This window comes from Actinomadura terrae (assembly GCF_022751215.1).
Lineage (GTDB): Bacteria > Actinomycetota > Actinomycetes > Streptosporangiales > Streptosporangiaceae > Spirillospora > Spirillospora terrae.
In genome coordinates this window covers 276,570-302,422 of sequence record NZ_JAICDG010000003.1, presented here as the reverse complement: position 1 = coordinate 302,422, position 25,853 = coordinate 276,570, and the positions used below count along the sequence as shown (strand labels likewise).

The window sequence follows — 25,853 nt, the reverse complement described above, 5'->3', positions numbered from 1 at the left end:
CAGTGCCGCCTGACAAGAAGGCCATCGGCGCTCGCCTACGCGAGCTGCGCGAGGAACCCCGCGACCAGCACGGACGTCCACACCGCTCCCGCGAGAAGTGGGCGATGACGTTCCGCACAGCGGCAGGAACGGCCGCTGACGAGCTGCCAGGCGTCACCAGCTTGGCGAAGATGATCCAGCAGGGGGAACGCGGCGACCACGTCCCCGGCCCGATATACCGACCGCTCTACGCTCGGGTCACAGGGATGACGGAGGAAGAACTCTTCGGCGTCCTCCCGCCTGCCGCGCCGTTCGTCGGCACCGACGAGGACCGTCGTCATCTCCTTGCCTGCCTCAGCCTTCTCGGCGTCGAGACCGCGTCCCGTACCGAGCCGCTCGAACCGATCCGGCAGGCACTCATGAAGGCTCTGCCTGGCGGCGCGCGGGAGCATCTCGTCCAGCATTGGGAAGAGGTCGCGTATGAGCAGGGGCACGCTTTCCTGACCACCCCGCCGGACCAGCTCCTGCCCGACCTCGCCGCCGACATCGTGACGCTCCTGGCCGGCGTCCAGTCCGCCAAGGGCAGCACCAAGCCGGCCCTGTGCGGGCCGGCGGGGAAGCTGGCCGCGCTCACGGCCATGACGGCGTCGAACCTCGGGCAGCAGCGGCATGCCCGGGACTGGTGGAGCACCGCACGGCACGCCGCCGACGCGTCCAAGGATCGGGACCTGCGGACATGGGTTCGCGGACACGAGGCAATGAACGCGCTCGGCTGGGGCCGTCCGCTGCCGGTGGTGCTTCGCCTCTCCCAGGACGCCATACAGATCGGAGGGGACCACGGGGGCGCCGCCGCACTGGAAGCCATGGCAACCCGCGCACAGGCACTCTCAATGATGGACGGCCGCGCCGACGAGGCCGCGGCCGCGATGCGGGCCCTCACCGACCGGTGGCAGCGCCTCCCGGCCTCCGCACCCGATGACCGTCTTACCACTGGAGCGTGGCCGGAGACGGCGCTCCACCACACGGCGGCATTCACCTACACCCACATCGAGGAAACCGCGCTCGCCGAGCAGGCCCGGACAGCGGCGCTGACCCACTACCCCATGTCGATGCGCCGCCAGCGCGCGCAGATCGAGTTGCTACGGGCAACCGGCCTGATCCGTGCCGGTGACGTCACCCACGGTATCGAGCACGCGGATCGGACGCTGGAGGGTCTCACCACCGTGCAACGAACCTCCCTCATTCAGCGCCGCGCCCGCATGGTGCTGGATGCGGTGCCCGGCACCGACCTGACCCGCCCGGCAGTGCAGGACTACCGCGCCAGATGGGCCCGGCCACCCGCCAGGGGGGAATGAACCGTGCCGGACGAGGCCGTAGTGAGTGTCCATGACAGGAGTGAGGCACTCGACCTCCTGGACGAACTGGCGGACCTCTACCAGCAGGTGTACGCCGAACCGCCCTACAACGCCGGACCGAAGTTCTCCCGTGCCCGATTCCTGGATCGTACGCGGGGCCAGACTCTCGCCTCGGGCTTCCGGCTGGTGGTGGCGCGACGTAAAACCGTCCCGATCGGGTTCGCGTTCGGCTTCTCGATGATGCCGGGGGCGTGGTGGGCGAACGCGTCGCCCCCTCCCCATGAGGTCCTCGAAGCGGACAAGTACGCGGTAGTCGAGTTGGTGGTGAGCAAGCCGGAGCGGGGCCACGGTCTCGGGCGCCTGTTGCTGAACAGGTTGCTTGCCGAGCGGTCGGAGCGGTTCGCGACGCTCGCCGCTGTTTTGGAGTCGGAGGCGTACGGGATCTACCTGCGGTGGGGATGGGAAAAGGTCGGAGAGTTCAGGGTCGAGCCGCCCTTCTCGGACGCGCTCGTCCTGGAGCTTCGTCGGAAGGCCGGAGGTGCCCCGACCTAGACCGAATCCGCGAGGCATCGGGCCCCCCGCTCGCCTCCGGTGTCCTTCGGCTTTCCGAGTCGCTCCAGCGCGCTGAGGGTGGCACCGCCCGCCGACTGGTAGGTCGACGGGCGGGTGCGGGCCACGGCTACGCCACCTGGGCCCGGTAGTTCGTCCCGAGGGCGTCCTTGGTGAACGTGATCGTCTTCGGCGCGAACCTGCCCTCCGCGCACACCAGGCCGGACGCCTTCTCCTTCGGCGCGAGCATCATCGTCTCGAACTCACCCTCGGCTTCGCCGACGGATGCCTTGCGCTTCTCGCCGCCGCTGTCGGTCAGCTCGAAGAAGAAGGGATTGACCTGCAGGTTCTTGCTGGTGTTGTTCGTGACGGTGGCTTTGACGCAGGTGAAGGCTCCGCCGTCGTTGAGGGGGCCGGGGCGGAACGCGGCGCGCTTGGCCTTGATGGCGACCGGGACCGTCTTCGGCTTCGCCTTGCCTGAGGTCTTGCCGCCCTTCGCCTCGGCGGGCTGAACGGCGTTGGGCTCGGTGCCGGTCTCGCAGCCGGTGAGCAGCAGAGCGGCGGCGAGGGCGACGAGCGCCGCGAGCTTGGGCATGAGGGTCCTCTCGTAAGGCGTCGCGGCGGGGGACGGGTGTGTGACGCACCGTGGCCGTCGCGGGTTGCGCCGAGCAACACGGCTGTCACGATCCGGCCATGCGAGAGGTTCCAGTGATCGTGCGTCACTCATGCGTCGAGAGGGTCGAGAACAGGGGCCAGTCGTGTCCCCAGCTGACCAAACCTGCCTCAAGGACTCGCAGGTCAGAGCAGTGATCAGCCTTTGACCAGGGTCGCCAGAAGCTCCACGTGTTGGGTCATGGGGAAGGCGTCGAAGGCGCGGAGGGACTCCAGGGTCCAGCCCTTGTCGCCGAAGTAGGAGAGGTCGCGGGCCAGGGTCGCGGGGTCACAGGAGACGTAGGCGATCTTGCGGTCGGCGAGGCGGGCGATGTGGTCGACGACCTCGCGGCCCGCGCCGGTGCGGGGCGGGTCGAGGACGACGAGGTCGGCGCGGCGGACGCGGGCGCCGCCGCGGTGGCCGGTGCCGGCGCGCTTGTTCTGGGTGCGGGACGTGGAGTCGGCGCGGCCGAACTCCAGGTCGGCGATGACCTCTTCGACCGGGCCGCGCTCGATGGAGACGTTCGTCAGGTCGCGGAGGTTGAAGCGGGCGTCGCGGACGGCCTGGCCGTCGGACTCGACGCCGACGACGAGGCCGTCGGGGCCGATGCGGTCGGCGAGGACGCCCGTGAACAGGCCGACGCCGCAGTACAGGTCGAGGGCGATGTCGCCTGGTTTGGGGTCGAGGGCGGCGAGGACGGCGTCGGCGAGGAGTTGCGCGGCGCCGGGGTGGACCTGCCAGAAGCCGCTGCCGCTGACCTGGAAGAGGCGGCCGGAGACCGATTCGCGGACGTAGGGCAGGCTCACGCCGGGCTCGGGCTTGCCCCGGACGAGGCGGACCGGCACGTCCAGGCGGGGGACGCGGATCTTGCGGCGTTCGCGGCCGCGCAGGACGACGAGGCGGTCGCCGGTCGTCGCCGAGACGATGCCCTCGACGCCGGACGCGCCGGGCCAGCGCTTGCGCTCGATGCCCATCAGCTCGACGCCCGGGTGGGCGATCAGGCACTCGTCCACCGGCTCGATGTCGTGGGAGCGGTGCCGGCGGAGGCCGACGGCGCCGCCGGAGACCGCGAACTGGACGCGGGTGCGCCAGCCGAGGCCGGGCGGCGGGACGATCTCGGAGTCGACGGGGTAGGGGACCTCCTCGACGACGACCGTGCGGGTGATCCCGGCGAGGCGCTGGAGCTGCTCCTCGACGACGGCGGCCTTGAGCGCGCGCTGGGCGGGCAGGGAGGCGTGCTGCCAGTCGCAGCCGCCGCAGCGTCCGGGCCCGGCGAAGGGGCAGGGCGGGACGACGCGGTCCGGGGAGGCCTCGATGATCTCGACGGCGTCGGCGCGCAGGAAGTTCCGCGTGGTGTCGGTGACCCGGGCGCGGACGCGTTCGCCGGGCAGCGCGTGCCGGACGAAGACGACGCGTCCCTCGTGCCGGGCCACGCAGAAACCGCCGTTGGCGACGTTGCCGACCTCGAGTTCGAGAAGGCCCGTGTCCTGATCAGTCACGGTCCGAAACACTACCGCCACCCGGGCGTGCCTCGGCCGCCGCGCGCGGCGGGCGCCGGGACGCGCCGGGCCCCGGCGGTTCGGCCCGGCCCTTGAGCCGGTCGGAGGAGTGCAGCTGCCACGCCACGCTGGTGACCATGACGCCGGGCTGGAACAGCAGCCGGCCCTTCAGGCGCAGCGCGCTCTGGTTGTGCAGGAGCTGCTCCCACCAGTGGCCGACGACGTACTCGGGGATGAACACGGTCACGACGTCGCGGGGGCTCTTGCGGCGGACCCCCTTGACGTAGGCGAGGACGGGCCGGGTGATCTCCCGGTACGGGGAGTCGAGGATCTTCAGCGGGACGGGGATGTCGAGCGCGTCCCACTCGGCCTGGAGGCGCTGCGACTCCTCCGCGTCCACCGCGACGGTCACGGCCTCCAGCGAGGACGGGCGGGTCGCCCGCGCGTACGCCAGCGCCCGCAGCGTCGGCTTGTGGATCTTGGAGACGAGCACGATGCCGTGGTTGCGGGCGGGGAGCGCGACGTCCTCGCCGGAGGGGACGAGCTCCTCGGCGACCCGGTCGTAGTGCCGCCTGATCCCCCGCATCAGCAGGAACAGCACCGGCATCGCGATACAGACGATGTAGGCGCCGAGCGCGAACTTGGTGATCAGCACGACGATCAGGACGATGCCGGTGAGCGTGGCGCCGAACGCGTTGATGCCCCGGGACGTCTTCATCCGGCGGCGCTGCGCGGCGTCCTCCTCGGTGGAGAGCAGCCGGTTCCAGTGCCGGACCATGCCGATCTGGCTGACGGTGAACGACACGAAGACGCCGACGGTGTACAGCGGGATCAGGCGGCTGACGGACGCGTCGTAGGCGTAGATCAGCAGTCCGGCCATCGCGGCGAGGATCAGGATGCCGTTGCTGAACGCGAGCCGGTCGCCGCGGGTGTGGAGCTGGCGGGGCAGGTAGCGGTTCTGCGCGAGCACCGACCCGAGGACGGGGAAGCCGTTGAAGGCGGTGTTGGCGGCCAGGAACAGGATCAGTGCGGTCATCGCCGTGACGAGCGCGAAGCCGGGGCTGAAGTTGCTGAACACCGTGTGCGCGACCTGCGCGATCACCGGGTCGGCGTCGGCGACCTCCTTGCCGGTGAGGCGGTCGACCAGGCGGCTGCCCGCGTCGGGGTCGGCGAACTTGGCGTCGGTGATGAACGCGAACGCCGTCACGCCGCCGAACATCGTCATCGCGACGACGCCGAGCATCAGCAGCGTCGTGGCGGCGTTGTCGCCCTTGGGCTTCTTGAACGCGGGCACGCCGTTGCTGATCGCCTCGACGCCGGTCAGCGCGGCGCAGCCGGACGAGAACGCCCGCAGCAGCAGGAACACCAGCGCGAAGCCGGCGAGGTCGGTCTCGTCCCCGCGGATCTCGTAGTTCGCGGTCTCGGCCTGGAGGTCGGTGCCGAACGAGAGCCGGATCAGCCCCCACAGCAGCATGCTGCCGATCGCGAACATGAACAGGTAGGTGGGGATCGCGAACGCGACGCCCGCCTCCTTCAGCCCGCGCAGGTTCGCGATCGTGATGAGCACGACCATGACGATCGCGACGGCGACCTCGTGCGGCTGCATGAACTTCAGCAGCGCCCCGAGGTTCTCGACGCCGGAGGACACCGACACCGCGACCGTCATCACGTAGTCGACGAGCAGGGCGCTCGCGACGACCACGCCCCAGTTGTCGCCGAGGTTGGTGGTGGCGACCTCGAAGTCGCCGCCGCCGCTCTGGTAGGCCCGGACGTTCTGCCGGTACGAGGCGACCACGGTGAGCAGGATCACCACCACGGCCGCGGCCACCCAGGGGGTGTAGTGGTACATGGCGAGGCCGCCCGCCCCGAGCGCGAGCAGGATCTCCTGCGGCGCGTACGCCACCGACGACAGGGCGTCACTGGCGAACACGGGCAGCGCGATACGCTTGGGCAGGAGCTGCTCGTGTTGCTGGGAGCTGCTCAGGGCGCGGCCCAGGAGCACCCGCTTCACAAGGTCCGGAACCTTAGACACGAACGAGACTCTAGCCCGTCGACGCGATCACTCCGGGTGGACCCGCCCCCTGCGCGCGGCCCGGCGTCGGAACGCTCCAGCGAGTCGGTGAAAGCCCTGGCGGGTAGTGCTCTCCAGGGCGGATGTGTAGGTTTGCAGCCCGGTAGGGATCATTCACTGTGAAGCGATCCTCGGGTGCGCACGGCGTCGGCAGCCCACGACGGATGCCGTGCACGGCGCGGGGGCTCCAGGGGGACCGTCCTCCTGGACGAATCGAAGGAACGGCCGTGCATATCGTGATCATGGGATGCGGGCGCGTCGGGTCGACGCTCGCCCACATCCTGGAGGACAAGGGCCATTCGGTGGCCATCATCGACCAGAGCCCCGAGGCCTTCCGCCGGCTGCGCAGCGGCTTCCGGGGCCGGCGCATCACCGGGTTCGGCTTCGACCGCGATGTGATCGCCGAGGCGGGGATCGAGCAGGCGTCCGCGTTCGTCGCCGTCAGCAGCGGCGACAACTCCAACATCATCTCCGCGCGGGTGGCGCGCGAGACGTTCGGCGTCGACAACGTCGTCGCGCGGATCTACGACCCCCGCCGCGCCGAGGTCTACCAGCGGCTCGGCATCCCGACGGTCGCGACCGTCCGGTGGACCGCCGACCAGATCCTGCGGCGGCTGCTGCCCGAGGGCGCCGAACCCCTGTGGCGCGACCCGACCGGCGCCGTCGTGCTCGCCGAGCTGGACACCGGGCACCTGTGGGTGGGCGAGAAGGTGTCCGCGCTGGAGGAGCACGCCGCCACGCGGGTGGCCTTCCTGTCCCGGATGGGTGAGGCACTCGTCCCCGAGCGGGACTCGGTCATCCAGGACGGCGACATCGTCCACATCATGACGCGCGCCGACGATCTGGAGCGGGTGAACGCCGCCGTCGCGGCGCGGAGCGGGGAGGACGCCTGATGCGGGTCGCGATCGCGGGGGCGGGCGCGGTGGGCCGCTCCATCGCGCAGGAGCTGCTGGAGAACGGGCACGAGGTGCTCCTGATCGACAAGAGCCCGAAGGCCATCAAGGTGGAGATGGTGCCGCGCGCCGAGTGGCTGCTGGCCGACGCGTGCGAGATCTCCGCGCTGGACGACGCGGCGCTGGAGCGCTGCCAGGTCGTCGTCGCCTCCTCCGGCGACGACAAGGTCAACCTGGTGGTGTCGCTGCTGGCCAAGACCGAGTACGGGGTCCCGCGGGTCGTCGCGCGGATCAACCACCCGAAGAACGAGTGGCTGTTCAACGAGTCGTGGGGCGTGGACGTGGCCGTGTCGACGCCGCGGCTGCTGTCGGCGCTCGTGGAGGAGGCCGTCAGCGTCGGCGACCTCGTCCGGCTGATGACGTTCCGGCAGGGGGAGGCGAACCTGGTGGAGCTGACGCTGCCCGAGGACGCGCCGCTCGGCGGCGAGCGGGTCGGCTCGGTGGCCTGGCCGCGCGACACGGCGCTGGTGGCGATCCTGCGGGAGGGGCGCGTGCTCGTCCCGTCCGCCGACGACACCCTCGAACCGGGGGACGAGCTGATGTTCGTCGCCAGCCAGGACGTCGAGGACGAACTCGCCGAACTCCTCGGCGCCCGCTAGTTCATTGCGGTGCCCTCGGCGTCGGGCGTTGAACGCCCTCCTTCCACGGGCACCGCAGCGATCGCTGGCATCGCTCCGAACTCGCCTGGCGGCTCGCTTCGCGATCGGTTTCTCGCAGGCTCGAAACCGGCTTCGCACGCGATCGCCGGGGTGGGCCGTCAGGCGGGTTCGGCCGGGGGCCGCTCGCGTTCGATGGGCGTGCGGCCCCGGGCGAGGAGCCACAGCATCGCGGCGAGGGCCGCCACCTGGAGCGGCCAGCCCATCACGATCTTCGCGGGGCCGAGCAGGCCGCTCTGGTCGCCGTCGGCCAGGTAGATCGGGTACTGGACGGCGACGCGCACCGCGCAGGGCAGCACCAGCAGCCACGTCAGCCGCATGCACAGTTTGACGACGCCGGGGTCGGACCGCCACGCCGTGGGGTCGCCGGTGACCGAGCCGATGATGAAGCCGACGATCGGCCAGCGCACCGCGATCGAGAAGATCATGGCGACCGCGTAGCCCGCGTTGAGCAGGATGCCGGGCAGGAACGCGTCCTCGGCCTTGCCGGAGCGCAGCGCGAAGAACGCCGCGATCCCGATGCCGACGAGGCTGTTCAGGACGAACTGAGGGTTGGAGCGCTGTGCAATCCGGATCAGCAGGAGTACCACCGCCGCGGCCACTCCCGCCGCGACGGCGGGCTTGATCTCGTCGGTGCCGATGTAGGTGCCGGTGAAGGCGAGCGTCGGGACGGCCGCCTCGATCATCCCGCGGACCCCGCCGAGCGCCTTGGCGAGCTGCGCCCGCACCGCCGCCTCGACCGTGTCGTGGGCGCTCGCCGCCTCGGCTTCGGTCTCGGCCTCAGAAGTGGGCTCGGTCGCGGGATCGGTCGCGGGGACGGACGGCGTGCTCGGGCCGGGGGTGCTCGCGGCGGTCGTCGCCGCTTCGCTCACGTCTTCGCTCACGTCGCTCTCCCGGCCGGCGGCTGTCACGAGCCGCCGCGCAGCTCGTATCGCGGATTGAACATGACCTTGCGCCCGTCCTGGAGGCTGACCAGGCCCTCGGCGCGCAGCCGGCGGCCCGGGTCGATGCCGGCGATCTTGCGGCGGCCGAGCCAGACCAGGTTGATCACGTCGGTGCCGTCGTAGAGCTCGGCCTCCAGGGCGGGGGCGCCGCCCCGCGGACGGAGCGTCACCGTACGCAGCGTACCGGCCACGCAGTGCCGCTTGCGCTCACCGCAGTCGGTGATGGGTGTGGCGCCCTCGTCGCCGGTCGTCTTCTGGAGCTCCTCGGCCTCCAGTTCGGCCTTGCTGGACGCCATGCGCCGCAGGAATCGCCGCAGGCCGCCGCCCTTGCCGCGCTCGGGCGCGGAGGAGCCGGGATCCCGTGGGGCTCCGGCCGAAACCTCGTCCATGTTCGAAGCGTATGGCATCGCGGGGACGAACCACCACAGCCCACCCGAACCCCTCCGCAAGTATTGGAATGAAGCGTTCCGTTCTGCTATTATCGGAACAGAACATTCCGCTCCTCTGGAAGGGCGACCCCCGTGACCACCACGCTCGACTCGCCGCACGAGACCCCCCTCGACTCCCCCGCGGCGCCGACGCCGCACCCGCGACGCTGGCTCGGCCTGTCGGCGATCCTCGCCGCGACCCTGCTGAACCTGCTCGACTCCACCGTGGTCAACGTGGCCGCGCCCGCGATCCGCGCCGACCTCGGCGGCTCGCTCGCCGCGCTCCAGTGGATGGCCGCCGGCTACACGCTCGCCCTCGCCGTGGCGCTGCTCACCGGCGGGCGGCTCGGCGACATGTTCGGCCGCAGGCCGGTGCTGCTCGCGGGCGCCACCGGGTTCCTGGTCGCCTCGGCCGCATGCGCGTTCGCCTGGTCGCCGGCGAGCCTGATCGGCTTCCGGGTGGTGCAGGGCCTGTTCGCGGCGGTGATGATCCCGCAGTGCTTCGGGCTGATCCGCGACCTGTTCGGCGCGCGGGACATGGGCAAGGCGTTCGCCCTGTTCGGCCCCGCGATCGGGCTCGCCACGATCCTCGGCCCGGTGGTCGCGGGCGTGCTGGTCGACGCCGACCTGTTCGGCACCGGCTGGCGCGCGATCTTCCTGCTGAACCTGCCGGTCGGCGCGTACGCGCTGGTCGTCGGCGCCCGCGTGCTGCCCGCCCCGGCGGGCACCGACCGCTCCGGCGGCATGGACGTGACCGGGATGCTGCTCGGCGGCGCCGGGATGAGCATGCTCGTCTACCCGCTCGTCCAGGGCCGTGAGCTCGGCTGGCCCGCGTGGTCGCTGGCGCTGCTGGCCGGGTCGCTGCCGGTGCTCGCGCTGTTCGCCGCCCACCAGCGGCGGCGCGGCACGGCGGGACGGGTTCCGCTGCTGCGGCTGAGCGTGTTCGCGAACCGGTCCTACAGCTCCGGTGTCCTGTTCGTGGTCGTGTTCTTCGGGCTGATCGCCGGGTTCTCGCTGGCCGCCGGGCTGTTCCTCCAGCTCGGCCTCGGCTACACGCCGCTGCGCGCCAGCCTCGCGATGGCGTCCTGGGCGGTCGGCGCGTTCGTCGGGTCGGCGTTCGGCAGCATGGCGATGAACAGCCTCGGACGGCGCGTCCTGCACCTCGGGCTGACGCTGATGGCCGCCGGGCTGGCCTCGCTCTACGCGGTGTTCGAGGCCGCCGGGACGGGGCTGACCGCCTGGCACCTGGCCGCGCCGCTGCTGCTGTTCGGCGCCGGGATGGGCATGATCTTCGTGCCGCTCTTCGACATCATCGTGGCCGACATCGCCGACCACGAGGTCGGCTCGGCCTCGGCGGCGCTGGAGTCGATCCAGCAGCTCGGCGCCTCGCTCGGCATCGCGGTCCTCGGCACGGTGTTCTTCGACGTGATGGACTCCGGGACCGGCGGCCACGAGCAGGCGGCGCTGGAGGGGGCGGAGCTCGTCGCGGGCCTGACGCTCGGCCTCACGGCGGTGGCGTTCCTGGTCGCGTTCCTCCTCCCCCGCAAGGCCCGCGCCGCCTGATCGAGAGCACATCGAGCATCCGGCTTGCCAGAATCGCCCTCCGTAGGTATTCCACTACGGAGGGTTCTGGTATGCGGCGAGCGGTGGGGGCGGGATATTGCGCGAGTTCGGGGACGGGATCACCGCATTGGCCCTGCTCCTGCTGCTGACGGCGTGCTCGCCGGGCGCGCCTCCTTCCGTGGCCGCGCGTCCGGCGCAGACGCAGCAGCCCGCGCCGACGGCCGCGCGGGAGGCTCCGCCGATCACGATCGCGCCCGCCGACGGCTCCCGGGACGTCCCGCCCGACGGGCGCGTGGCCGTCGTCGCGCGGCGCGGCACCCTCGGGCGGGTGACCGTCCGCGCCGGATCCGAGCCGGTGGCGGGACGGCTGTCGCGCGACCGCCGGTCCTGGCGGACGCGCTGGACGCTGCGTCCCGGCACCGCCGTCACCGTCACCGCCGCCGGGACGGACGAGCGCGGCGCCCGCACCTCCGCCACCTCCAGGTTCACGACGCTCCGCCCGTCCGGGACCTTCCGGGTGAGCGATGTCATGCCGCGGCCCGGGGAGGTCGTCGGGGTCGGCATGCCGGTGATCGTCACCTTCGACCGTCCCGTGGCGCGCCGCGCGGCCGTCGAGCGGTCGCTGGAGCTGCGGGCGTCGCGGCGGGTCGTCGGCGCCTGGCGCTGGACGTCGTCGCAACAGGTCGTGTTCCGTCCCCGCCGGTTCTGGCCCGCGCGGCAGCGCGTCACGCTGCTCGCCCACACCGCCGGGGTCCGGTCGGCGCCGGGCGTGTACGGGGCGTCCGGGAGCGCCACCGCGTTCCGCGTCGGCCCGGCGCGGGTCAGCACGGTCGACACGCGGCGGCACCGGATGACCGTCCGGGTGGACGGCCATCCGGTGCGCACGGTCGGGATCAGCGCGGGCAAGGGCGGACGCCTCGCCTACACGACCACCAGCGGCGTGCACCTGACGATGGGCAAGGGCGATCCCGTCGTGATGTCGTCGGCGTGGATGGGCGTGACCGACCGGCGGGACCCGCGCTACTACAGGCTGGCGGTGCGGCACGCGGTGCAGATCTCCAGCAGCGGCGAGTACGTCCACTCCGCGCCGTGGTCGGCGGCGGCGCAGGGGCGCGCGAACGTCAGCCACGGCTGCGTCAACGCCCCGCCGGGCTTCGCGCGCTGGTTCTACGCCGGTTCGCTGCGCGGCGACGTCGTCACCGTCACCGGGACGAGCCGCGCCCTGGAGTGGAACAACGGCTGGGGCTACTGGCAGCTCCCCTGGTCCCGGTGGGCGGCGGGCAGCGCGCTCGGCCCGCGCGTGATCAGGTGACGATGGGGACGGCGGCTCCGGAGACCCGCACGCGCGGATCGTCCGCGCGCAGGTCCACGCTCAGCACGCCGGGACGGCCCATGTCGTCGCCCTGGTGCAGGGTGAGCGTCGCGTCCCCCGCGATCTCGCCGCGTTCGCGCAGGTAGGCGCCGAACGCGGCGGCCGCGGCGCCGGTCGCCGGGTCCTCGACCACGCCGCCGACCGGGAACGGGTCGCGGACGTGGAACACCCGCGCCGACTCCCGCCACACCAGCTGGACGGTGGTGAGGCCGTGGGCGGTCATGAACGCGGCGAGCCGGTCGAAGTCGTAGTCGAGGTCGGCGAGCCGCGCGCGGGTCGCGGCGGCGAGGATCAGGTGGCGCGCCCCGGCGAACGCGAAGCGCGGCGGGAGCGCGGGGTCGAGGTCGGCGGCGTCCCAGCGCAGCGCGGCGAGCGCCTCGGCGACGTCGTCCGCCCCGGCCTCCTCGACGGACGGCTCGACGCTGGTGAGCGTGGCGCGCAGCGTCCCGTCCGCGCCGGCGGCCACCTCGACGGGGACGACGCCCACGGGGGTGGCGAACGCCACCGCGCCGGGCCCGTGCCGCTCGGCGAGGGCGACGGCGGCCGCGACCGTCGCGTGCCCGCAGAACGAGACCTCGGCCTTCGGGCTGAAGTAGCGGACGGTGAACGCCCGCCCCGGCTCGCCCAGCCCCTCCGGCGCGGCGGTGAGGAAGGCGGTCTCGGAGTAGCCGACGTCGGCGGCGATGGCGAGCATGTCCGCGTCGTCCAGGCCGGACGCGTCGAGGACGATCCCCGCCGGGTTGCCCCCGCCCGGGTCGGTGGTGAACGCCGAGTACCGCAGGACCGAGGCCGGTGATTTCGTCATGTCCGCAACCAACACCGGAGCACCGCCGCTTACTCCCGTCACGCGCGGCGGAGCCGGGCCCGCGCAAGGGAGGTGAAGTAGCCGAGTTCGGCGACGTGCAGCAGGCGCGCCGCGCCGAGGTAGAGCGCTCCCCCGCCGAGCCCGCCGACGACGACGGCCAGCACGCTCGGAAGGCGGTCGCCGTGCATGTGCCCGAACCCCCACACGACGACCGCCGCGAACGCCAGCGCGGGCAGCGCGGCGACGTGCAGCCGGACGAGGGTCCGGGCGATCCGGCGCCCGTCCAGCCCGCCGAGCCGCCTGCGCAGCACAAGGGTCGAGCAGAGCGCCCCGACCAGATAGAACAGGCCGTAGGCGACCGGCAGCCACAGCACGACCTGCCGCGCCGGGACGAACCGGAGCAGCGCGAACGCCGTCACCGCCTGCGCGATCCCGGCCGGGACCGCGATCAGGCCGGGCGTCCGCGTGTCGCCGAGCGCGTAGAAGACGCGCATCAGCAGCTGGTGCAGCGTGAACGGGACGACCAGCACCGCCAGCACGGTCAGGACGGCGCCGATGCGCCGCGCCCCGTCCGGCGTCATGCTGCCGTAGGCGAACAGCGCGACCGACCCCGGGACGGCGAACACCAGCATCCCGAGCGACAGCGGGACGAGCAGCGCGCACGCCAGCCGCAGCCCCCGGGAGAAGTCGTCGCGGAGCAGGTCGCGGCGGCCCCCGGCGACGTGCGCGCTCATCCGGGGCAGCAGGGTGGTGATCACCGACACGGCGATGACCGCGTACGGGAGCTGGAACACCACGAGCGCGAACTGGTAGGCGGCGAGCCCGCTGCCCGCGACGGGATGGCCCGTGTCCAGGGCCGCGCGGCGTCCGGCGCGGGTCGCGACGTTCGCGGTGACGAGCACCCCGGCCTGCGCGACGACGACGTACAGCAGCATCCACACGGCCGTCCGCAGCGCCTCGCCGAACCCGGAGCCGCGCAGGTCGAGGCGGGGACGCCAGCGGAACCCGGCCGAGCGGAGCGTCCAGGCGAGCAGCAGGCTCTGCGCCATCGTCCCGGCCGCCGAGCCGAGGCCGAGCAGCGTGAGCTGCGCGTCGGTGACGGTCTCCGGCGTCCGGCCGCGCCCGGCGACCCACAGGAACGCGAGCCCGGCGGCCATCGTGATCAGGTTGTTCGCGATCGGCGCCCACATCGGCGCGCCGAACCGCCGCCGGACGTTCAGCAGCGTGCTCGACAGGCCGCTGACGCCGATGAAGAAGATCTGGAGCAGCAGCAACCGGGTGAGCAGCACGGTCACCTCGCGCTGCCGTCCGGTGTACCCACCCGCGTAGACCGAGATCAGCCGGTCGGCGGCCAGCACCGCCGCGATCGTCAGCACCGCGAGCCCGACGAGCGCGACGCCCGCCAGGCGCCGCTCGGTGGCCGCTCCCCCGTCGGCGTCCCGCAGCCGCCGCTTCACCAGGAACGGGACGAACACGCTGGTCAGGAGCCCGCCGAGAAGCAGCTCGTACACGGTGTAGGGGATCATCTCGGCGGCCTGGTAGGCGTCGCCGAGCAACGCGGTGCCGAGCGCGGCGCCGATCACGACCGTCCGCAGGAAGCCGGTGAAGCGGGACACGACCGTCCCGGCCGCCATCACCGCGCCGGACCGCGCGACGCCGCCCGGCGGTTTCGGGGGCGGCTCCCCCGGCGGGTCGCCGACGTCCTCGGGGGCGCGGACGGGCACCAGCCCGGGCTCGGGCTCGCCGGGCGGCTCGTCGCGCTCGGCGGCCGCGAAGACCTCCGGCATGATCCGGCGTTGCTCGCGCTCTCCCATCGGCACCCCCTGGTGCCGCAGTATGCCCCGCGGGGCCGGGGGCGCCCCTCGTCCGAATGACCGAGGCGGGCGCCCCGACCCGTCCGAACGACCGATCAGGCGGTGGTGAGGTTCACGCGGTGGCGAAGTCGACCACCGAAACGGCGATCACGATCCCGGCCGCCGCCGCATATATCCAGGAGGCGATCGCGACGATCCGCGTCCGGCGGGCCTCGGGGAGCCCGGTGAGCGCCAGCGCCCAGGCCAGCGCGGGCAGGACGAGGATCGCGTGCATGGTCACGGCGTGCGCGGGCTTCAGCGCGCCCGCCACGTGGTAGGCGAGCTGCTGGTGCCCGGTCTGCACCTCGACCACCCCGCGCGCGATCATCGCGGCGCCGGAGGCCAGCGCCAGCATCAGCGCGACGAACCCGACCCGTACCGCGAGCCGCATGCTGGGCGCGACCTCCGGATTCTCCCGGAACGAGGCGATCGCGAGCGTCACCAGCGTCGCGATCAGGATGCCGCCGCCGGCCGCGAGCCCCCGCGAGATCGTCGTGTCGAGCGCCGTCTCCATGTTGAAGTGGGACGGGACGCGCCGCCACGCCTGCGTGGTGATCAGCGCGACCTCCGCGACGCAGTCGGCGGTGAACACCCCGAGCACGATGCTCCGCGTCCGGTCGCGGAGCGGCACGTACGAGCCGACCCAGGCGATCGTGATGAGCGTCAGCCCGAACGACAGCCCGAACGTGACGGCCTTGCGCCACGACACCGGCCCCTCCCAGGGGCCGCCGTCCACGGCGAAGACCCCGAGGTGGAACACCCCGGAGAGCAGCAGCAGCCCGCCGACCGCGTACGCGACGCGCTCGACCCGCCGCGCGCCGGTCCAGATCCGCAGGACGCCGCCGAGGACCGTCCCCGGGGCGAGCCCGCCCCGGACATCGCTCACGCTCATCATCAACTCCAAATGAGTGAGTACTCACCCATCATACTCCACCGCGCACGCCCCCGGGGTCGCGGACCATGTCCGCAGGTTCCTTCGAACGGCTCGGAAACGCCTTTCCGGTCTCGCGCCAAGTAGGGGTGTAACCGCGAAAGGAGACTGCATGGCCAAGCCTGAGAGCGGCCTCACCCGCAGCGGTTCGGACACCGCCGCCCTGGAGGAGTTCTACCGGCGGCATATCGAGGAGGTCAGCCGGTTCGTCGCCCGCCGCGTCCACGATCCGCACACCGCGGCCGACCTGACCGCGGAGGTGTTCCTGGCGGCCATCGACTCGGCGCACACCTACCGGCCCTCCGCCGGCAGCGAGTTGGGCTGGCTGTACGGGGTCGCGCGCAACGTCGTGTCCACGGAGCACCGCAGGGTGGCGAGAGAGTCCCGGGCGCTGGGGCGGATCGCCGGGCGGCGGCTGTTGGACGCCGGCGACATCGCCCGCCTGGAGGAGCGGATCGACGCCGAGAGCCCCGGCCGGCGGACCTACGAGGCGCTCGCCGACCTTCCACGAGGCATCCGTGCCCTGCTCGAACTGATCACGGTGGACGGGCTCACGGTCACCGAGGCGGCCACCGCCCTCGGAATCCGGCCCGTCACCGCCCGCGTCCGGCTCCATAGAGCCCGCAAGGCGGTGCACGCCGCACTGCCCGCCCAGTCCTCCGCCCTCGCCTACTCGAAGGAGTGATCATGCAGCGATTCGAAGAGCGGCTGCTGACGGAGCTCAAAGAGGTCGTCGCGGCCCGGACCGCGCCGGCGCCCTCGCCCACCCGGCCGGTCCTGCGGCGGCGGGCGGGCCTGGCGGCCGCCGCCGTGGCGGCCGCCGCGGGGCTGGCGATCGGTATCCCGGTGCTGACCGGCGACCGGGCGCCCCAGGCCAACGCGGTCGTGCGGGACCCGGACGGCTCGATCCGGATCTACATCCACGACCACCGCCATCCGGAGGTCATCGCCTCCCGGCTGCGCGGGCTGGGCGTGCCGGCGGCCGTCGACTTCGTGCCCAACGACAAGCGCTGCCGGACGCCCCGCGGGGCCCTCACCCCGGACGACGGCTCGCTCGTCACACGGGAGCCCGAGGACACCGACGAGCGGGGTCCCTTCAACCGCCTCCACCCGGACCGGCTCGGGCCGGGGAGGACGCTGGTGCTGGAGGTCAGGTTCACCGACTTCGGCGGGGGCGCGGCCGTCGCCTCGATGAACGTCGGCACCGCCACCGGCCGCGTCGCTCCCTGCGTCCTCGTTCCGGCGCCGCCCAAGGCGGTCCGAGGACAGGAGGGCGGTGTGGGCGGCTGAGCCGTCCCGCGAGGACGGGCCGGCCCCGGCTCCTCCGGCAGCCGCCGCGCCATGAAGTGCAACCCAAAGGTTGCGCATCAGGGTCGGAATGTGCAACTCTTGGGTTGCACGAGAACGGGAACAAGGAGAGGGGACCTCTGATGAGCGAGGACCGGATCGAGCGTGAAACCCTGATCGCGGCGTCCATGGAGCGGGTCTGGTCGCTGGTGGCCGACCCCGGGTTCTGGGCGTCCGACACGCCGGGCACTCCCGACGCCGCGAAGGAGGGGGAGACGACGGTGGCGCGCAACGCCAAGTACGGCGACTTCCCCGTCCGGGTGGAGAAGGTCCAGCGGCCGACGTACCTCGCCTACCGGTGGGCCAGCGCGTTCCCCGGCGAGGAGATCCGCGACGACAACAGCACGCTCGTGGAGTTCACGCTGTCGCCCGAGGGCGACGGCACGCGGCTGCGCGTCGTCGAGAGCGGGTTCGCCGCCCTGGCCGGGTCGGACGAGCTCCGCGCCCAGGCGCACAAGGACAACAGCGGAGGCTGGACCGAGGTGCTGGAGAACTTCAAGGCCCGCGTCGAAAAGGCGTGACGGACGAACGTGACCGATCACTCTGACGGCGCGGGCGGCGCGCCGGTCGACGGCGTGCTCGCCGCGCTGGCCGATCCGACGCGGCGCGCGATCCTCGACGTCCTCGCCGAGCACGGCGAGGCCAGCGCGACGGCGCTGGCCGGGCGGCTGCCCGTCTCGCGGCAGGCGGTGGTCAAGCACCTGACCGTGCTGGACGCCGCCGGGCTCGTCACGGGCGAGCGGGTCGGCCGCGAGGTCCGCTACGCGGTGCGGTCCGCCGCCCTGAGCGCGACGGCGCGCTGGATGGGCGCGCTCGCCGCCGACTGGGACCGCCGCCTGGCGGCCATCAAGCGCGTCGCCGAGGAGGCGGAGCGAGAGGACCGCTGACCCGGCCGCGAAACCGCGAGCGGCCCTGGCGACGGGGGGTCGTCAGGGCCGCTCGCGGTTTGTCTTCCGGACGGGGATCAGGGCGTCACCGCGTTCACCGCGGGGGTGCGGAGCGTCCGGCGGGTCGCGCCGTAGGCGGTGGCGCCGGTGAGGACGGCGGCCAGGGCGACGACCGCGAGGTAGGTCCACACGCTGCCGTCGGGGGCGGGCGAGTCCTTGCGGGCGATCCCGAACGGGACGATCGTGAAGACCGCGGCGATCGTGCCGCAGACGACGCCGGTGACGGTCAGGATGACCGACTCCAGCACGACGGTGCCGAGCACCTGGCGGGGCGTGGCCCCGGCGAGCCGGGTCTGGCCGAACTCGCGGCGGCGGTGCGCGGTGGCCGCGACCAGGGTGTTCACCAGCATGATCGCGGTGAACAGGACGACCATCCCGATCACGACCAGGTTCAGCGTCTCGATGCCCTTCTGGTCGGCGGTCTTGGTGACCCCCGCGGCGTGCGTCGCGGCGTTCTCGGTGGCCTGGAGGAACAGGGTGCCGACGGCGGTGCCGGTGAACAGGATGATCGGGGTGACGGCGGCGGCCATCGCGCCCGTCCGGCGGCGCATGTTCGTGATGGCGAGGTCGCCGGTCGCGCCGAGGAGCCGCAGCGGCCCGCCCAGCAGGGCCGTCACCCGCCGCATGATCAGCGGGGACAGCAGCGCCAGCCCGATCGCGGCGAGGATGTCGGCCTGCCCGGAGGTCGCCATCGCGTCGCTCCCCTTGTCGCGCATGAACGTGCAGGTGACGATCGCCTCGTCCAGCGCGAGCAGGAGGAACAGCCCCGCGAACACGACCCGCTTGCGGCTCAGCTTCGCGGTGTCGGTGGCCGCGGCCATCAGCGACTCGGCGACCCGGACGCGGGTGGCGCGGCGGGCGGTGAGCAGCGCCGCGACCGTGGCGGACACGAACGTGATGCCGAGCCCCATCGCGACCGCGATCGGCCCGAAGGAGTAGGAGACGTCGCCGGGGACCTGGTGGGTGTCGTGCAGCAGGCCGAGCAGGGCCCGTCCCGCGAGGACGGCCGGGGCGATCGCCAGCAGCGCGGCGACGACCGCGAGGCCCGCGGCCTCACCGACGATCATCCGGCCGAGCTGGGCGGGGGTGGCGCCGACGCTCTTCAGCAGCGCCATCTCCGCGGCCCGCTGCCGCACCGACAGGGTCAGGGTCGAGGTGACGGCGAAGACGACCAGCAGCAGTCCCCAGCCGCCGACGACGCTCGCCATCGTCGTCAGGGTGCTCTTGGCGGTGTCCGGGACGTTCTCCCCGTTCGCCGTGTCGAGCATGGACGCGAACGCCATCAGGATCGTCGCGCCGAGGAACATCGACAGGAAGCTCGCGACGAACGCGCCGGCGCGCTTGCGCAGCGAGCGGAAGGCCAGCCCGATCATCGGTTCGCTCCCGCCATGCTCGCTCCAGCCGTGTTCGCGCCCGCCGCACCCGCGCCCACCATCGCGCGCTGCCGCTCGACCTCGTCGCCGAGGTGGGTCATTCGCTCTGCGACCGCCTCGGCGGTCGGCTGCCGCTCGTGGCCGACGATGCGCCCGTCCGCGAGGAACAGCACCGAGTCGGCGTAGGACGCCGCGACCGGGTCGTGCGTCACCATCACCACCGTCTGCCCGTACATGCGGACGGCCTCCTGGAGCAGCGCGAGGACGTCGCGGGCGCTGCGGGTGTCGAGCGCGCCGGTCGGCTCGTCGCCGAACACCACGCGGGGCTGGGCGACCAGCGCCCGCGCGATCGCCACCCGCTGCTGCTGCCCGCCGGACAGCTCCGCCGGCAGGTGGTCGAGCCGCTCGCCGAGGCCGACCCGCTCCAGGATCGCCCGGGCGTGCCGCCGGTCGGCCCTGCGGCCCGCGAGCTTCAGCGGCAGCGTGACGTTCTGCATGACGGTCAGCGTCGGCAGCAGGTTGAACTGCTGGAAGATGAACCCGATGCGCTGCCGCCGGAACTTCGTCAGCGCGGCCTCGTCGTCCCCGGCGAGCTCCGCGCCGTCGACGAACACCCGTCCTTCGGTGGGACGGTCCAGCCCGGCGGCGCACTGGAGCAGCGTGCTCTTGCCCGAGCCCGAGGGGCCCATGACCGCGGTGAACGATCCGGCCGGCAGCGACAGCGACACCCCGTCCAGCGCCGTGACCCGGTTGCCCTCCGCGCCGTAGACCCTGCGCACGCCCTCCAGCCGGAGCGCCTCGCCGTGGGGCGCGACCGCCCCGGCCTGGTCCACCGCCTTGTTCCGCGCCATCGACCTTCCCCTCTCAGTCCGGCGGCTCTCGGTGAGCGCCGCTGAGAAAGAAGCTACGGTCGGCCCCAGTTCCGCAGGAGGGGTCCAGCATGCCGATCGGGGTAGGCAAAACCCCACCTCTGGCGGTGGATGGTCAGCCCCCCGCGCGACCCGGCGGTTACCGCGCGGGGGCGGCGATGACGTCGCATTCGGCGGGATCGACGGGGTCGAGCCGCGACCCGGCCTCGATGATGGCGTCCAGCCTGTCCCGGGCGGCCAGCAGCTCCTCGGCGGCCTCGCTGAGGCGGACGCGTTCGCGGTGCAGGTCGGAGAGCATCGCGGAGCAGGCGGGCGCCAGCGCCTCGCCGTCACCGGTCATGCACGGCAGCAGCTCGCCGATCGTCGCGGTGCCGAGCCCGGCGCCGAGCAGCAGGCGGATGCCGCGGACGGTGGCGGCGTCCTCCGGCCGGTACTCGCGGTAGCCGCTGGGCCGCCGCAGCGGCCGGAGCAGGCCCTGCTCCTCGTAGTAGCGCAACGAGCGCACGCTGGCGCCCGTCAGCCGGGAAAGCTCTCCGATCCGCATGCGACGCCCCACCATCTCGGGTTGACTCTCACGCCGGTGTGAGGGTCCAACCTATCCGGCATGGCAGACAATGAATCTTCCGTTGACCGCGAATCCTCCGTTGACCGCGAATCCCCTGTCGACCACGACACCGACGTCACCGTTCTCGGGCTGGGGCCGATGGGCACGGCATTGGCGGCGACCTTCCTCGACAAGGGCAGTTCCCTGACGGTCTGGAACCGCACCCCGGCCAAGGCCGACGGCCTGGTCTCGCGGGGCGCCAGCCGCGCGTCCACCGTCGCCGGGGCCGTGGCCGCGAGCCCCGTCACGATCGTGTGCCTCAACGACTACGCGGCCTTCCACCGGGTGCTCGACTCCGCCGGCGCGGACGCCGCCCTCGCCGGACGCGTCCTGGTCAACCTCACCTCGGGCACCCCGGCCGAGGCGCGCGCGGCGGCGGCCTGGGCGGACGAGCGCGGCCTCGGCTACCTCGACGGCGCGATCATGGTGCCGCCGACGCTCGTCGGACGTCCTGGGTCCGTGCTGCTCTACAGCGGCCCGAAGGACGTCTTCGACCGGCACGAGGGGGCGCTGGCGCTCCTCGGCGACTCCCGCCACCTCGGCGCGGACCCCGGGTTGGCGGTGCTGCTCAACACCGCGCTGCTCGGCATGATGTACGCGACCCTGAACGGTTTCCTGCACGCCGCGGCGCTGGCCGGTTCGGCGGAGGTGTCCGCGACCGAGTTCGCCGACCTCGCACTGGGGTGGTTCATGCCCGTCGTGCTGTCCCCCGCGACCCTCGCCGAACAGGCGCCGAACCTGGACAGGGGCGCCTATCCAGGTGACTTCGGAACCATGCAGATGAATCTGAACGCGCTCGAGCACATCGCCCGCACCAGCGCCGAGCAGGGCGTCCACTCCGGCTGGCCCCGCCTGATGCGGGAACTCGCCGAACACGCGGTCGCCGAGGGACGCGGCGCCGAGAACTACTTCGCGATGTTCGAGATCTTCAAGGCCTCCGCGGCCTGAGCTCCGCGCGCCGCCGCCGGGCGGCGGGCCCCGTCGACGGCCCGTTCCGGGCCGCACCGGCCCACTGGTCCGGTGCGGCCCGGACGGGTGCCGCGATCAGGGGCTCCTAGTAGCAGTGCTTCCAGACGAAGTGGTAGGTCGACCTGATGCTGCTGTCGGTGGAGTCCATGGCGATGAAGCTGACCTTCGACGAGTTCGGGTTCCCGTCGCTGGCCCGCAACTCGGTGATGATGTTGAGGTTCCGGTCCTCGCCGCACGGCTTCCAGATCAGCTGGTCCGCCGGGGCGCGGTCGGTGAACTGCCAGTTCTCGTCGAAGGTTCCCTTGAGGTTGTGCAGGACCCGTCCGGTCTGCGGGTTCCCCTGGAAGTAGTAGCTGGCGCCCACGACGGCGCCCGCATCGTCCGCCAGGTGGGCGTAACCGCGGTAGTCCGCCGACGAGACGGCGTAGGTGTAGCCCTGCGGGACGTGCAGGTTCAGGGACAACAGGCACTGCTTGCGGTGGTCGATGGGCCTCGACGAGCCTCCCGCCTGTGCCATGTAGTCGCTGTAGGTGACGGTGAACGCCTCTTTGTCGTCCGAGAGCGCCACGGCCGCGGTGCCGGGCGGGCACCCGGTCCCGTTGACGGCCGCGATCTCGACGGTGACACCGTCCGGGCCGTTGGCGGGGCGCGGAGCGGCGACGGCCGGTGTGACCGCCGCCGCCGTCACCGCGAACGCCGCAGCGGAAACGACAATTCCCTTACGCATGGGATTCCCTCCTCACTGGGAGTGGACACTGTCTTGGCTGACCGAAAATGCGGCTGCCCGGCAACCCGTTCTCCATCGGCGCCCGACTATGGGCGCGGAACCCAGGAACTGAACGGAGAGTAACTTTTACTGGTAGCGCTGTCAATCATCAACATTTAACCGCGACCCACCCGAACAGAATTGACATCCGGGGGTGCACCGTTCCATTGGATCACCGCCAATCGAAACCAGCCGCTAGGGCTGGTTTCGAGGCGGTGGCAGCTATTTGTTGACGACCACGGAAGGCGGACCCGTCAGCACTGGACGTTCACAGGGGGCCCACCCCCCACAACACCGTCGAACGCCCCCGCGGTCGACTCGCGATAGCTGTAGAAGTAGAACCCGACGCGGACCTGGGCTCCACAGGGCGAGTCGGCCTCGATCGCCACCGGCACCGTCATAGTACGCGTCCCACCAGGAGGGATCGGCGTCGTGAAGTGATTACAGTCCGTGATCTCGCCGGTGCACTCGCCCATTTTGTATTTGGCCTTGCCGAGCATCGTGTCGTAGGAGCTGTTCACGGTCAGGAATGTGAACGTGACATCGACGGTTTCGGGGTTCTTGAAAGTGACCGTCAAGGTCGCCGTCTCGCCCGGCTTGGCCACCTGCTTGTCGAAACTTGACGTAATCACATACTCGGCGTTGGCGGGTTGGGCGAACACCACACCGAGCACCGTCGTGGCGGCCACCGACAGCATGAGCAGAATCCTTCTGACCAGCATGCCCTCTCCTTTGTGAAGCGCACCTGACAAGTGCGCGATGATCACGACGGTAAACTCAGGCGAGCCGTTCGACAATCCATTGTCCCGACGTGGTCACGCTGTCATCCCGCACAGTTCATGAGGAGTCGTACCCCGATATTTCCGGATGGGTCGCAGGAGAGCGAAAGGCCATCCTTCTCAGCGGGCGCGGGGTCGCCGTGGACCGAGTGGCTCGCGGGGCACGCGAGAATGGCGGGATGGACGCGGTACCTGAGGACTGGGAACGGGCGCTCGCGATCGTCGCGCACCCGGACGACCTGGAGTACGGCGGCTCGACCGCCGTCGCGAAATGGACCGGGCAGGGCAAGACGGTCGTGGAGGTGCTCGCCACCCGGGGCGAGGCCGGGATCGACGGCATGGACCCGGAGGAGGCCGGCCGGGTCCGCGCGGCGGAGCAGACCGAGGCCGCCCGCCGCGTCGGCGTCGACACCGTCGAGTTCCTCGACCTGCCCGACGGCATGCTGGAGTACGGGCTGCCGCTGCGGCGCGTGCTGACCGCGGCGATCCGGCGGCACCGTCCCGAGGTGGTGATCTCGCTGAACTTCCGGGAGACGTTCCCGAACGGCGGGTTCAACATGGCCGACCACCGCGTCCTCGGGCTCGCGGTGGCCGACGCCGTCCGGGACGCGGGGAACCGGTGGGTGTTCCGCGACCTCGGCCTGGAGCCGTGGTCCGGCGTCCGGTTCGCGCTGTTCGGCGGTTCGCCGCAGGCCACGCACTACGTGGACGTGTCCGGCCACCTCCAGGCCGGCATCGACTCGCTGCTCGCGCACGAGGTCTACTACACGAACCTGGGCGCCGGGTTCGACGCCGCCGCCTTCCTCACCGGGATCATGGAGCCGGCGGGCCGGGCGTTCGGCGTCGAGCACGCGATGGTCTTCGAGATGATCGAGACCTGACGACCGGGCGAGGCGGCCGGGCGAGGCGACCGGGTGCCCGGTACCGGGGTGCCGTCAGTGGCGGGCGTTGGGGCGCTTGCCCTTGTTGTGCTTCGAGCGTTTACGGGCGCGACGTTTGCGCGTCTTCTTCGACATGTACCGATTCACCACCCGGCGCCGACCGGACGCAAGGCCCATAACAGCTGGCCGGGGACGCAAAAGCGCCGGGCCGCACGTCCGAAAAGGCACGTGCCACCCGGCGCCGCGAAGCCGTGCTAGCGGACCTCGGTGATCTCCGGGCCGCGCTCGAACGGGTCGAAGGTCTGCTCGGCGGCCTCTTCGCCGCCGTCCTCGCCGCCCTCGCTGAACTCCTTGGGGATCTGGAGTTCGAGCAGGTCGCGCGGGGGCATCGGGGCGTCGCCGCGGACGACGACCACGCCGCGCAGCACGTCCTCCAGCACCTGCCACTGCTCCTCGTCCTCGATCGCGGCGCCCTGCACCACGGCCTGGAGGAACCAGCGGGGGCCGTCCACGCCGAGGAAGCGGATGATCTGCGGCGCCCAGCCCTGCTCGACGAACTCGGCCGGGATCTGCTCGCGGACCTCCTGCGGCATCTCCGCGAGGACCTCCTCGGTCAGCGGCGCGGGGACCATCGCCAGCAGCTCGGGGCCGAACGGTCCCTCGCCCTCCTGGGTCTGGCCGTTGGCCTCCTCCTGGATGTCCTTGGCGGTCTCCCGGCGCACGTCCTCCCAGATGCCGCTGCGCTTGGGCGCGGCGAACACCTGGAGTTGCATGGCGCTCTCCTCGTACTGCACGAGGACCGCGACGGGACGCCCGTCGAGCGGGTTGCCCTCCTCGTCGACCTGGGTGGCCTCGAAGTTCACCTGGAAACCGAGCCCCGGGGCGACGGGAACCTGAAGGGAGCCGAAGTCGAGCCGCTGCAACTCGGGGAAGGAGTCCTCGGAGTCCCAGGGACCGCCCTCGCCGGAGTCCGCCTTGGCGGCCTCCTCCTCGTCGGCCTCCTCAACGGCATCCGCCGGCTCCTCGGTCAGCTCGGGACCCTTCTCAGGCTCCTCGGCCTGCCGGCGACGTCCAAAAGCCACGACTCACGCTCCTTCTCGACTGTGCTCATTATCCGCGAATCCGCCCGCGGCGCCGAATCCGCCGGTGGAGCCGAATCCGCCGGTTCCGCGCGCCGAGCCGGGAAGCTCTGTGACCTCGTGGAACACGGCCTGTTCGACCCGCTGGACGACCATCTGGGCGATCCGGTCTCCGCGCCGCAGGGAGACCGTGGCGCGGGGGTCGGTGTTCAGCAGGGTCACATGGATCTCACCCCGATAGCCGGCGTCGACCGTCCCGGGTGCGTTCACTATGGTCACTCCCAACCTAGCGCCCAATCCCGAGCGCGGGTGAACGAAGGCGGCGTAGCCGTCCGGCAGCGCGATCGCCATGCCGGTGGGGACGACGGCCCGCTCCCCCGGCGGCAGTTCGACGTCGACGGCCGCGACGAGGTCGGCGCCCGCGTCGCCCGCGTGCGCGTACCGCGGCAGGGGCAACTCCGGGTCCAGCCGCTTGATCAGCACATCGACCTTGCTCACGTTCCACCTCACGCTCGGGAGCACCATGCCGGGACCACCGCAGGGGACGCCGCCGGACACGCCGCGAAAGGCACCGCCGGGCCCGCCGGCGAGCCACCCGACACTACCGGGGGCGGCGGACGCGGCCGCCG

27 protein-coding genes are annotated in these 25,853 nt (G+C 72.1%); 12 read left to right on the top strand and 15 right to left on the bottom strand.

What is annotated here, in order from left to right; genetic code table 11:
* The first annotated feature begins 2 nt into the window (after positions 1-2).
* On the top strand, positions 3-1,334 hold the full coding sequence (locus K2F47_RS21230) for a hypothetical protein (protein ID WP_242906430.1): 1,332 nt from the start codon (positions 3-5) through the stop codon (positions 1,332-1,334).
* A gap of 3 nt (positions 1,335-1,337) precedes the next feature.
* On the top strand, positions 1,338-1,886 hold the full coding sequence (locus K2F47_RS21225; protein ID WP_242906428.1) for a GNAT family N-acetyltransferase: 549 nt from the start codon (positions 1,338-1,340) through the stop codon (positions 1,884-1,886).
* Positions 1,887-2,013: 127 nt separating this feature from the next.
* Here the strand turns inward: K2F47_RS21225 and K2F47_RS21220 are convergent, their stop codons facing one another.
* The 3 genes from K2F47_RS21220 to K2F47_RS21210 all read right to left on the bottom strand — a co-directional run bounded on the left by K2F47_RS21220 (position 2,014) and on the right by K2F47_RS21210 (position 6,066).
* Positions 2,014-2,478, bottom strand: coding sequence for a hypothetical protein (locus K2F47_RS21220; protein ID WP_242906427.1), 465 nt, complete (start codon positions 2,476-2,478; stop codon positions 2,014-2,016).
* Between the two features lie 215 nt (positions 2,479-2,693).
* The gene (locus tag K2F47_RS21215) at positions 2,694-4,034 is read right to left on the bottom strand and encodes a class I SAM-dependent RNA methyltransferase (RefSeq protein WP_242906425.1); all 1,341 of its coding nucleotides are present in this window, start codon (positions 4,032-4,034) and stop codon (positions 2,694-2,696) included.
* Entirely contained in the window at positions 4,027-6,066 is a 2,040-nt protein-coding gene (locus K2F47_RS21210) for an APC family permease (protein ID WP_242906423.1), read from the bottom strand. The genes K2F47_RS21215 and K2F47_RS21210 overlap by 8 nt, the downstream gene beginning before the upstream one ends.
* Positions 6,067-6,332: 266 nt before the next feature.
* Between K2F47_RS21210 and K2F47_RS21205 the strand changes: the two genes are divergently transcribed.
* On the top strand, positions 6,333-6,998 hold the full coding sequence (locus tag K2F47_RS21205) for a potassium channel family protein (RefSeq protein WP_242906421.1): 666 nt from the start codon (positions 6,333-6,335) through the stop codon (positions 6,996-6,998).
* Positions 6,998-7,657 carry a potassium channel family protein gene (locus tag K2F47_RS21200; RefSeq protein WP_156215045.1) on the top strand — a complete coding sequence of 220 codons (660 nt, stop codon included), beginning with the start codon at positions 6,998-7,000 and terminating at the stop codon, positions 7,655-7,657. Before K2F47_RS21205 ends, K2F47_RS21200 begins: the two co-directional genes overlap by 1 nt.
* 158 nt (positions 7,658-7,815) lie before the next feature.
* On the opposite strand, the gene K2F47_RS21195 is transcribed toward K2F47_RS21200, so the two are convergent.
* Both K2F47_RS21195 and K2F47_RS21190 read right to left on the bottom strand, forming a co-directional pair.
* Entirely contained in the window at positions 7,816-8,598 is a 783-nt protein-coding gene (locus tag K2F47_RS21195; RefSeq protein WP_372490883.1) for a DUF3159 domain-containing protein, read from the bottom strand.
* Positions 8,599-8,621: 23 nt separating this feature from the next.
* A complete protein-coding gene (locus tag K2F47_RS21190) occupies positions 8,622-9,047 on the bottom strand; it encodes an OB-fold nucleic acid binding domain-containing protein (protein WP_443611974.1) in 426 nt (141 codons plus the stop codon).
* A gap of 132 nt (positions 9,048-9,179) precedes the next feature.
* Here K2F47_RS21190 and K2F47_RS21185 point away from each other — a divergent pair, with 132 nt between their 5' ends.
* Both K2F47_RS21185 and K2F47_RS21180 read left to right on the top strand, forming a co-directional pair.
* Positions 9,180-10,649: an MFS transporter gene (locus K2F47_RS21185; RefSeq protein ID WP_242906419.1), complete on the top strand. Its 1,470-nt coding sequence runs from the start codon at positions 9,180-9,182 to the stop codon at positions 10,647-10,649.
* 97 nt (positions 10,650-10,746) lie between these two features.
* The gene (locus K2F47_RS21180; protein WP_242906417.1) at positions 10,747-11,961 is read left to right on the top strand and encodes a L,D-transpeptidase; all 1,215 of its coding nucleotides are present in this window, start codon (positions 10,747-10,749) and stop codon (positions 11,959-11,961) included.
* On the opposite strand, the gene K2F47_RS21175 is transcribed toward K2F47_RS21180, so the two are convergent.
* The 3 genes from K2F47_RS21175 to K2F47_RS21165 form a co-directional block, all read right to left on the bottom strand.
* Positions 11,954-12,826, bottom strand: coding sequence for a PhzF family phenazine biosynthesis isomerase (locus tag K2F47_RS21175; protein WP_242906415.1), 873 nt, complete (start codon positions 12,824-12,826; stop codon positions 11,954-11,956). The genes K2F47_RS21180 and K2F47_RS21175 overlap by 8 nt on opposite strands.
* A 38-nt stretch (positions 12,827-12,864) precedes the next feature.
* Positions 12,865-14,640 carry a murein biosynthesis integral membrane protein MurJ gene (gene murJ, locus K2F47_RS21170; RefSeq protein ID WP_242906413.1) on the bottom strand — a complete coding sequence of 592 codons (1,776 nt, stop codon included), beginning with the start codon at positions 14,638-14,640 and terminating at the stop codon, positions 12,865-12,867.
* Between the two features lie 112 nt (positions 14,641-14,752).
* Positions 14,753-15,565, bottom strand: a complete 813-nt coding sequence (locus K2F47_RS21165) for a hypothetical protein (protein ID WP_242906411.1) — start codon at positions 15,563-15,565, stop codon at positions 14,753-14,755.
* 157 nt (positions 15,566-15,722) lie between these two features.
* On the opposite strand from K2F47_RS21165, the gene K2F47_RS21160 reads away from it, so the two are divergent.
* From K2F47_RS21160 to K2F47_RS21145, 4 genes are all read left to right on the top strand, one after another.
* Positions 15,723-16,295: an RNA polymerase sigma factor gene (locus K2F47_RS21160; protein WP_242906409.1), complete on the top strand. Its 573-nt coding sequence runs from the start codon at positions 15,723-15,725 to the stop codon at positions 16,293-16,295.
* A 2-nt stretch (positions 16,296-16,297) separates the two neighbouring features.
* Positions 16,298-16,900 (top strand): hypothetical protein, encoded by a 603-nt coding sequence (locus K2F47_RS21155; RefSeq protein WP_242906407.1) that lies wholly within the window; start codon positions 16,298-16,300, stop codon positions 16,898-16,900.
* Positions 16,901-17,040: 140 nt separating this feature from the next.
* Positions 17,041-17,478 (top strand): SRPBCC family protein, encoded by a 438-nt coding sequence (locus tag K2F47_RS21150; protein ID WP_242906405.1) that lies wholly within the window; start codon positions 17,041-17,043, stop codon positions 17,476-17,478.
* Positions 17,479-17,487: 9 nt separating this feature from the next.
* Positions 17,488-17,844 (top strand): ArsR/SmtB family transcription factor, encoded by a 357-nt coding sequence (locus K2F47_RS21145; protein ID WP_242906404.1) that lies wholly within the window; start codon positions 17,488-17,490, stop codon positions 17,842-17,844.
* Positions 17,845-17,921: 77 nt separating this feature from the next.
* On the opposite strand, the gene K2F47_RS21140 is transcribed toward K2F47_RS21145, so the two are convergent.
* The 3 genes from K2F47_RS21140 to K2F47_RS21130 form a co-directional block, all read right to left on the bottom strand.
* The gene (locus K2F47_RS21140; RefSeq protein WP_242906403.1) at positions 17,922-19,277 is read right to left on the bottom strand and encodes an FtsX-like permease family protein; all 1,356 of its coding nucleotides are present in this window, start codon (positions 19,275-19,277) and stop codon (positions 17,922-17,924) included.
* Complete coding sequence (locus K2F47_RS21135; protein WP_242906402.1) at positions 19,274-20,128, bottom strand: ABC transporter ATP-binding protein; 855 nt, start codon at positions 20,126-20,128, stop codon at positions 19,274-19,276. The genes K2F47_RS21140 and K2F47_RS21135 overlap by 4 nt, the downstream gene beginning before the upstream one ends.
* Positions 20,129-20,285: 157 nt before the next feature.
* Entirely contained in the window at positions 20,286-20,690 is a 405-nt protein-coding gene (locus K2F47_RS21130) for a MerR family transcriptional regulator (protein WP_242906401.1), read from the bottom strand.
* A gap of 60 nt (positions 20,691-20,750) precedes the next feature.
* Here K2F47_RS21130 and K2F47_RS21125 point away from each other — a divergent pair, with 60 nt between their 5' ends.
* Positions 20,751-21,698 (top strand): NAD(P)-dependent oxidoreductase, encoded by a 948-nt coding sequence (locus tag K2F47_RS21125; RefSeq protein ID WP_242906400.1) that lies wholly within the window; start codon positions 20,751-20,753, stop codon positions 21,696-21,698.
* A gap of 106 nt (positions 21,699-21,804) precedes the next feature.
* Here the strand turns inward: K2F47_RS21125 and K2F47_RS21120 are convergent, their stop codons facing one another.
* Positions 21,805-22,446 (bottom strand): DUF4360 domain-containing protein, encoded by a 642-nt coding sequence (locus K2F47_RS21120; protein WP_242906399.1) that lies wholly within the window; start codon positions 22,444-22,446, stop codon positions 21,805-21,807.
* A 293-nt stretch (positions 22,447-22,739) separates the two neighbouring features.
* A complete protein-coding gene (locus K2F47_RS21115; RefSeq protein WP_242906398.1) occupies positions 22,740-23,252 on the bottom strand; it encodes a COG1361 family protein in 513 nt (170 codons plus the stop codon).
* Between the two features lie 191 nt (positions 23,253-23,443).
* Between K2F47_RS21115 and K2F47_RS21110 the strand changes: the two genes are divergently transcribed.
* Positions 23,444-24,145, top strand: coding sequence for a PIG-L deacetylase family protein (locus tag K2F47_RS21110; RefSeq protein WP_242906397.1), 702 nt, complete (start codon positions 23,444-23,446; stop codon positions 24,143-24,145).
* Positions 24,146-24,399: 254 nt separating this feature from the next.
* Here K2F47_RS21110 and K2F47_RS21105 read toward each other — a convergent pair whose 3' ends face one another.
* The gene (locus K2F47_RS21105) at positions 24,400-25,227 is read right to left on the bottom strand and encodes a DUF3710 domain-containing protein (protein ID WP_242906396.1); all 828 of its coding nucleotides are present in this window, start codon (positions 25,225-25,227) and stop codon (positions 24,400-24,402) included.
* A gap of 3 nt (positions 25,228-25,230) precedes the next feature.
* Positions 25,231-25,722 carry a dUTP diphosphatase gene (gene dut, locus K2F47_RS21100; RefSeq protein ID WP_372490882.1) on the bottom strand — a complete coding sequence of 164 codons (492 nt, stop codon included), beginning with the start codon at positions 25,720-25,722 and terminating at the stop codon, positions 25,231-25,233.
* Between the last annotated feature and the right edge of the window lie 131 nt (positions 25,723-25,853).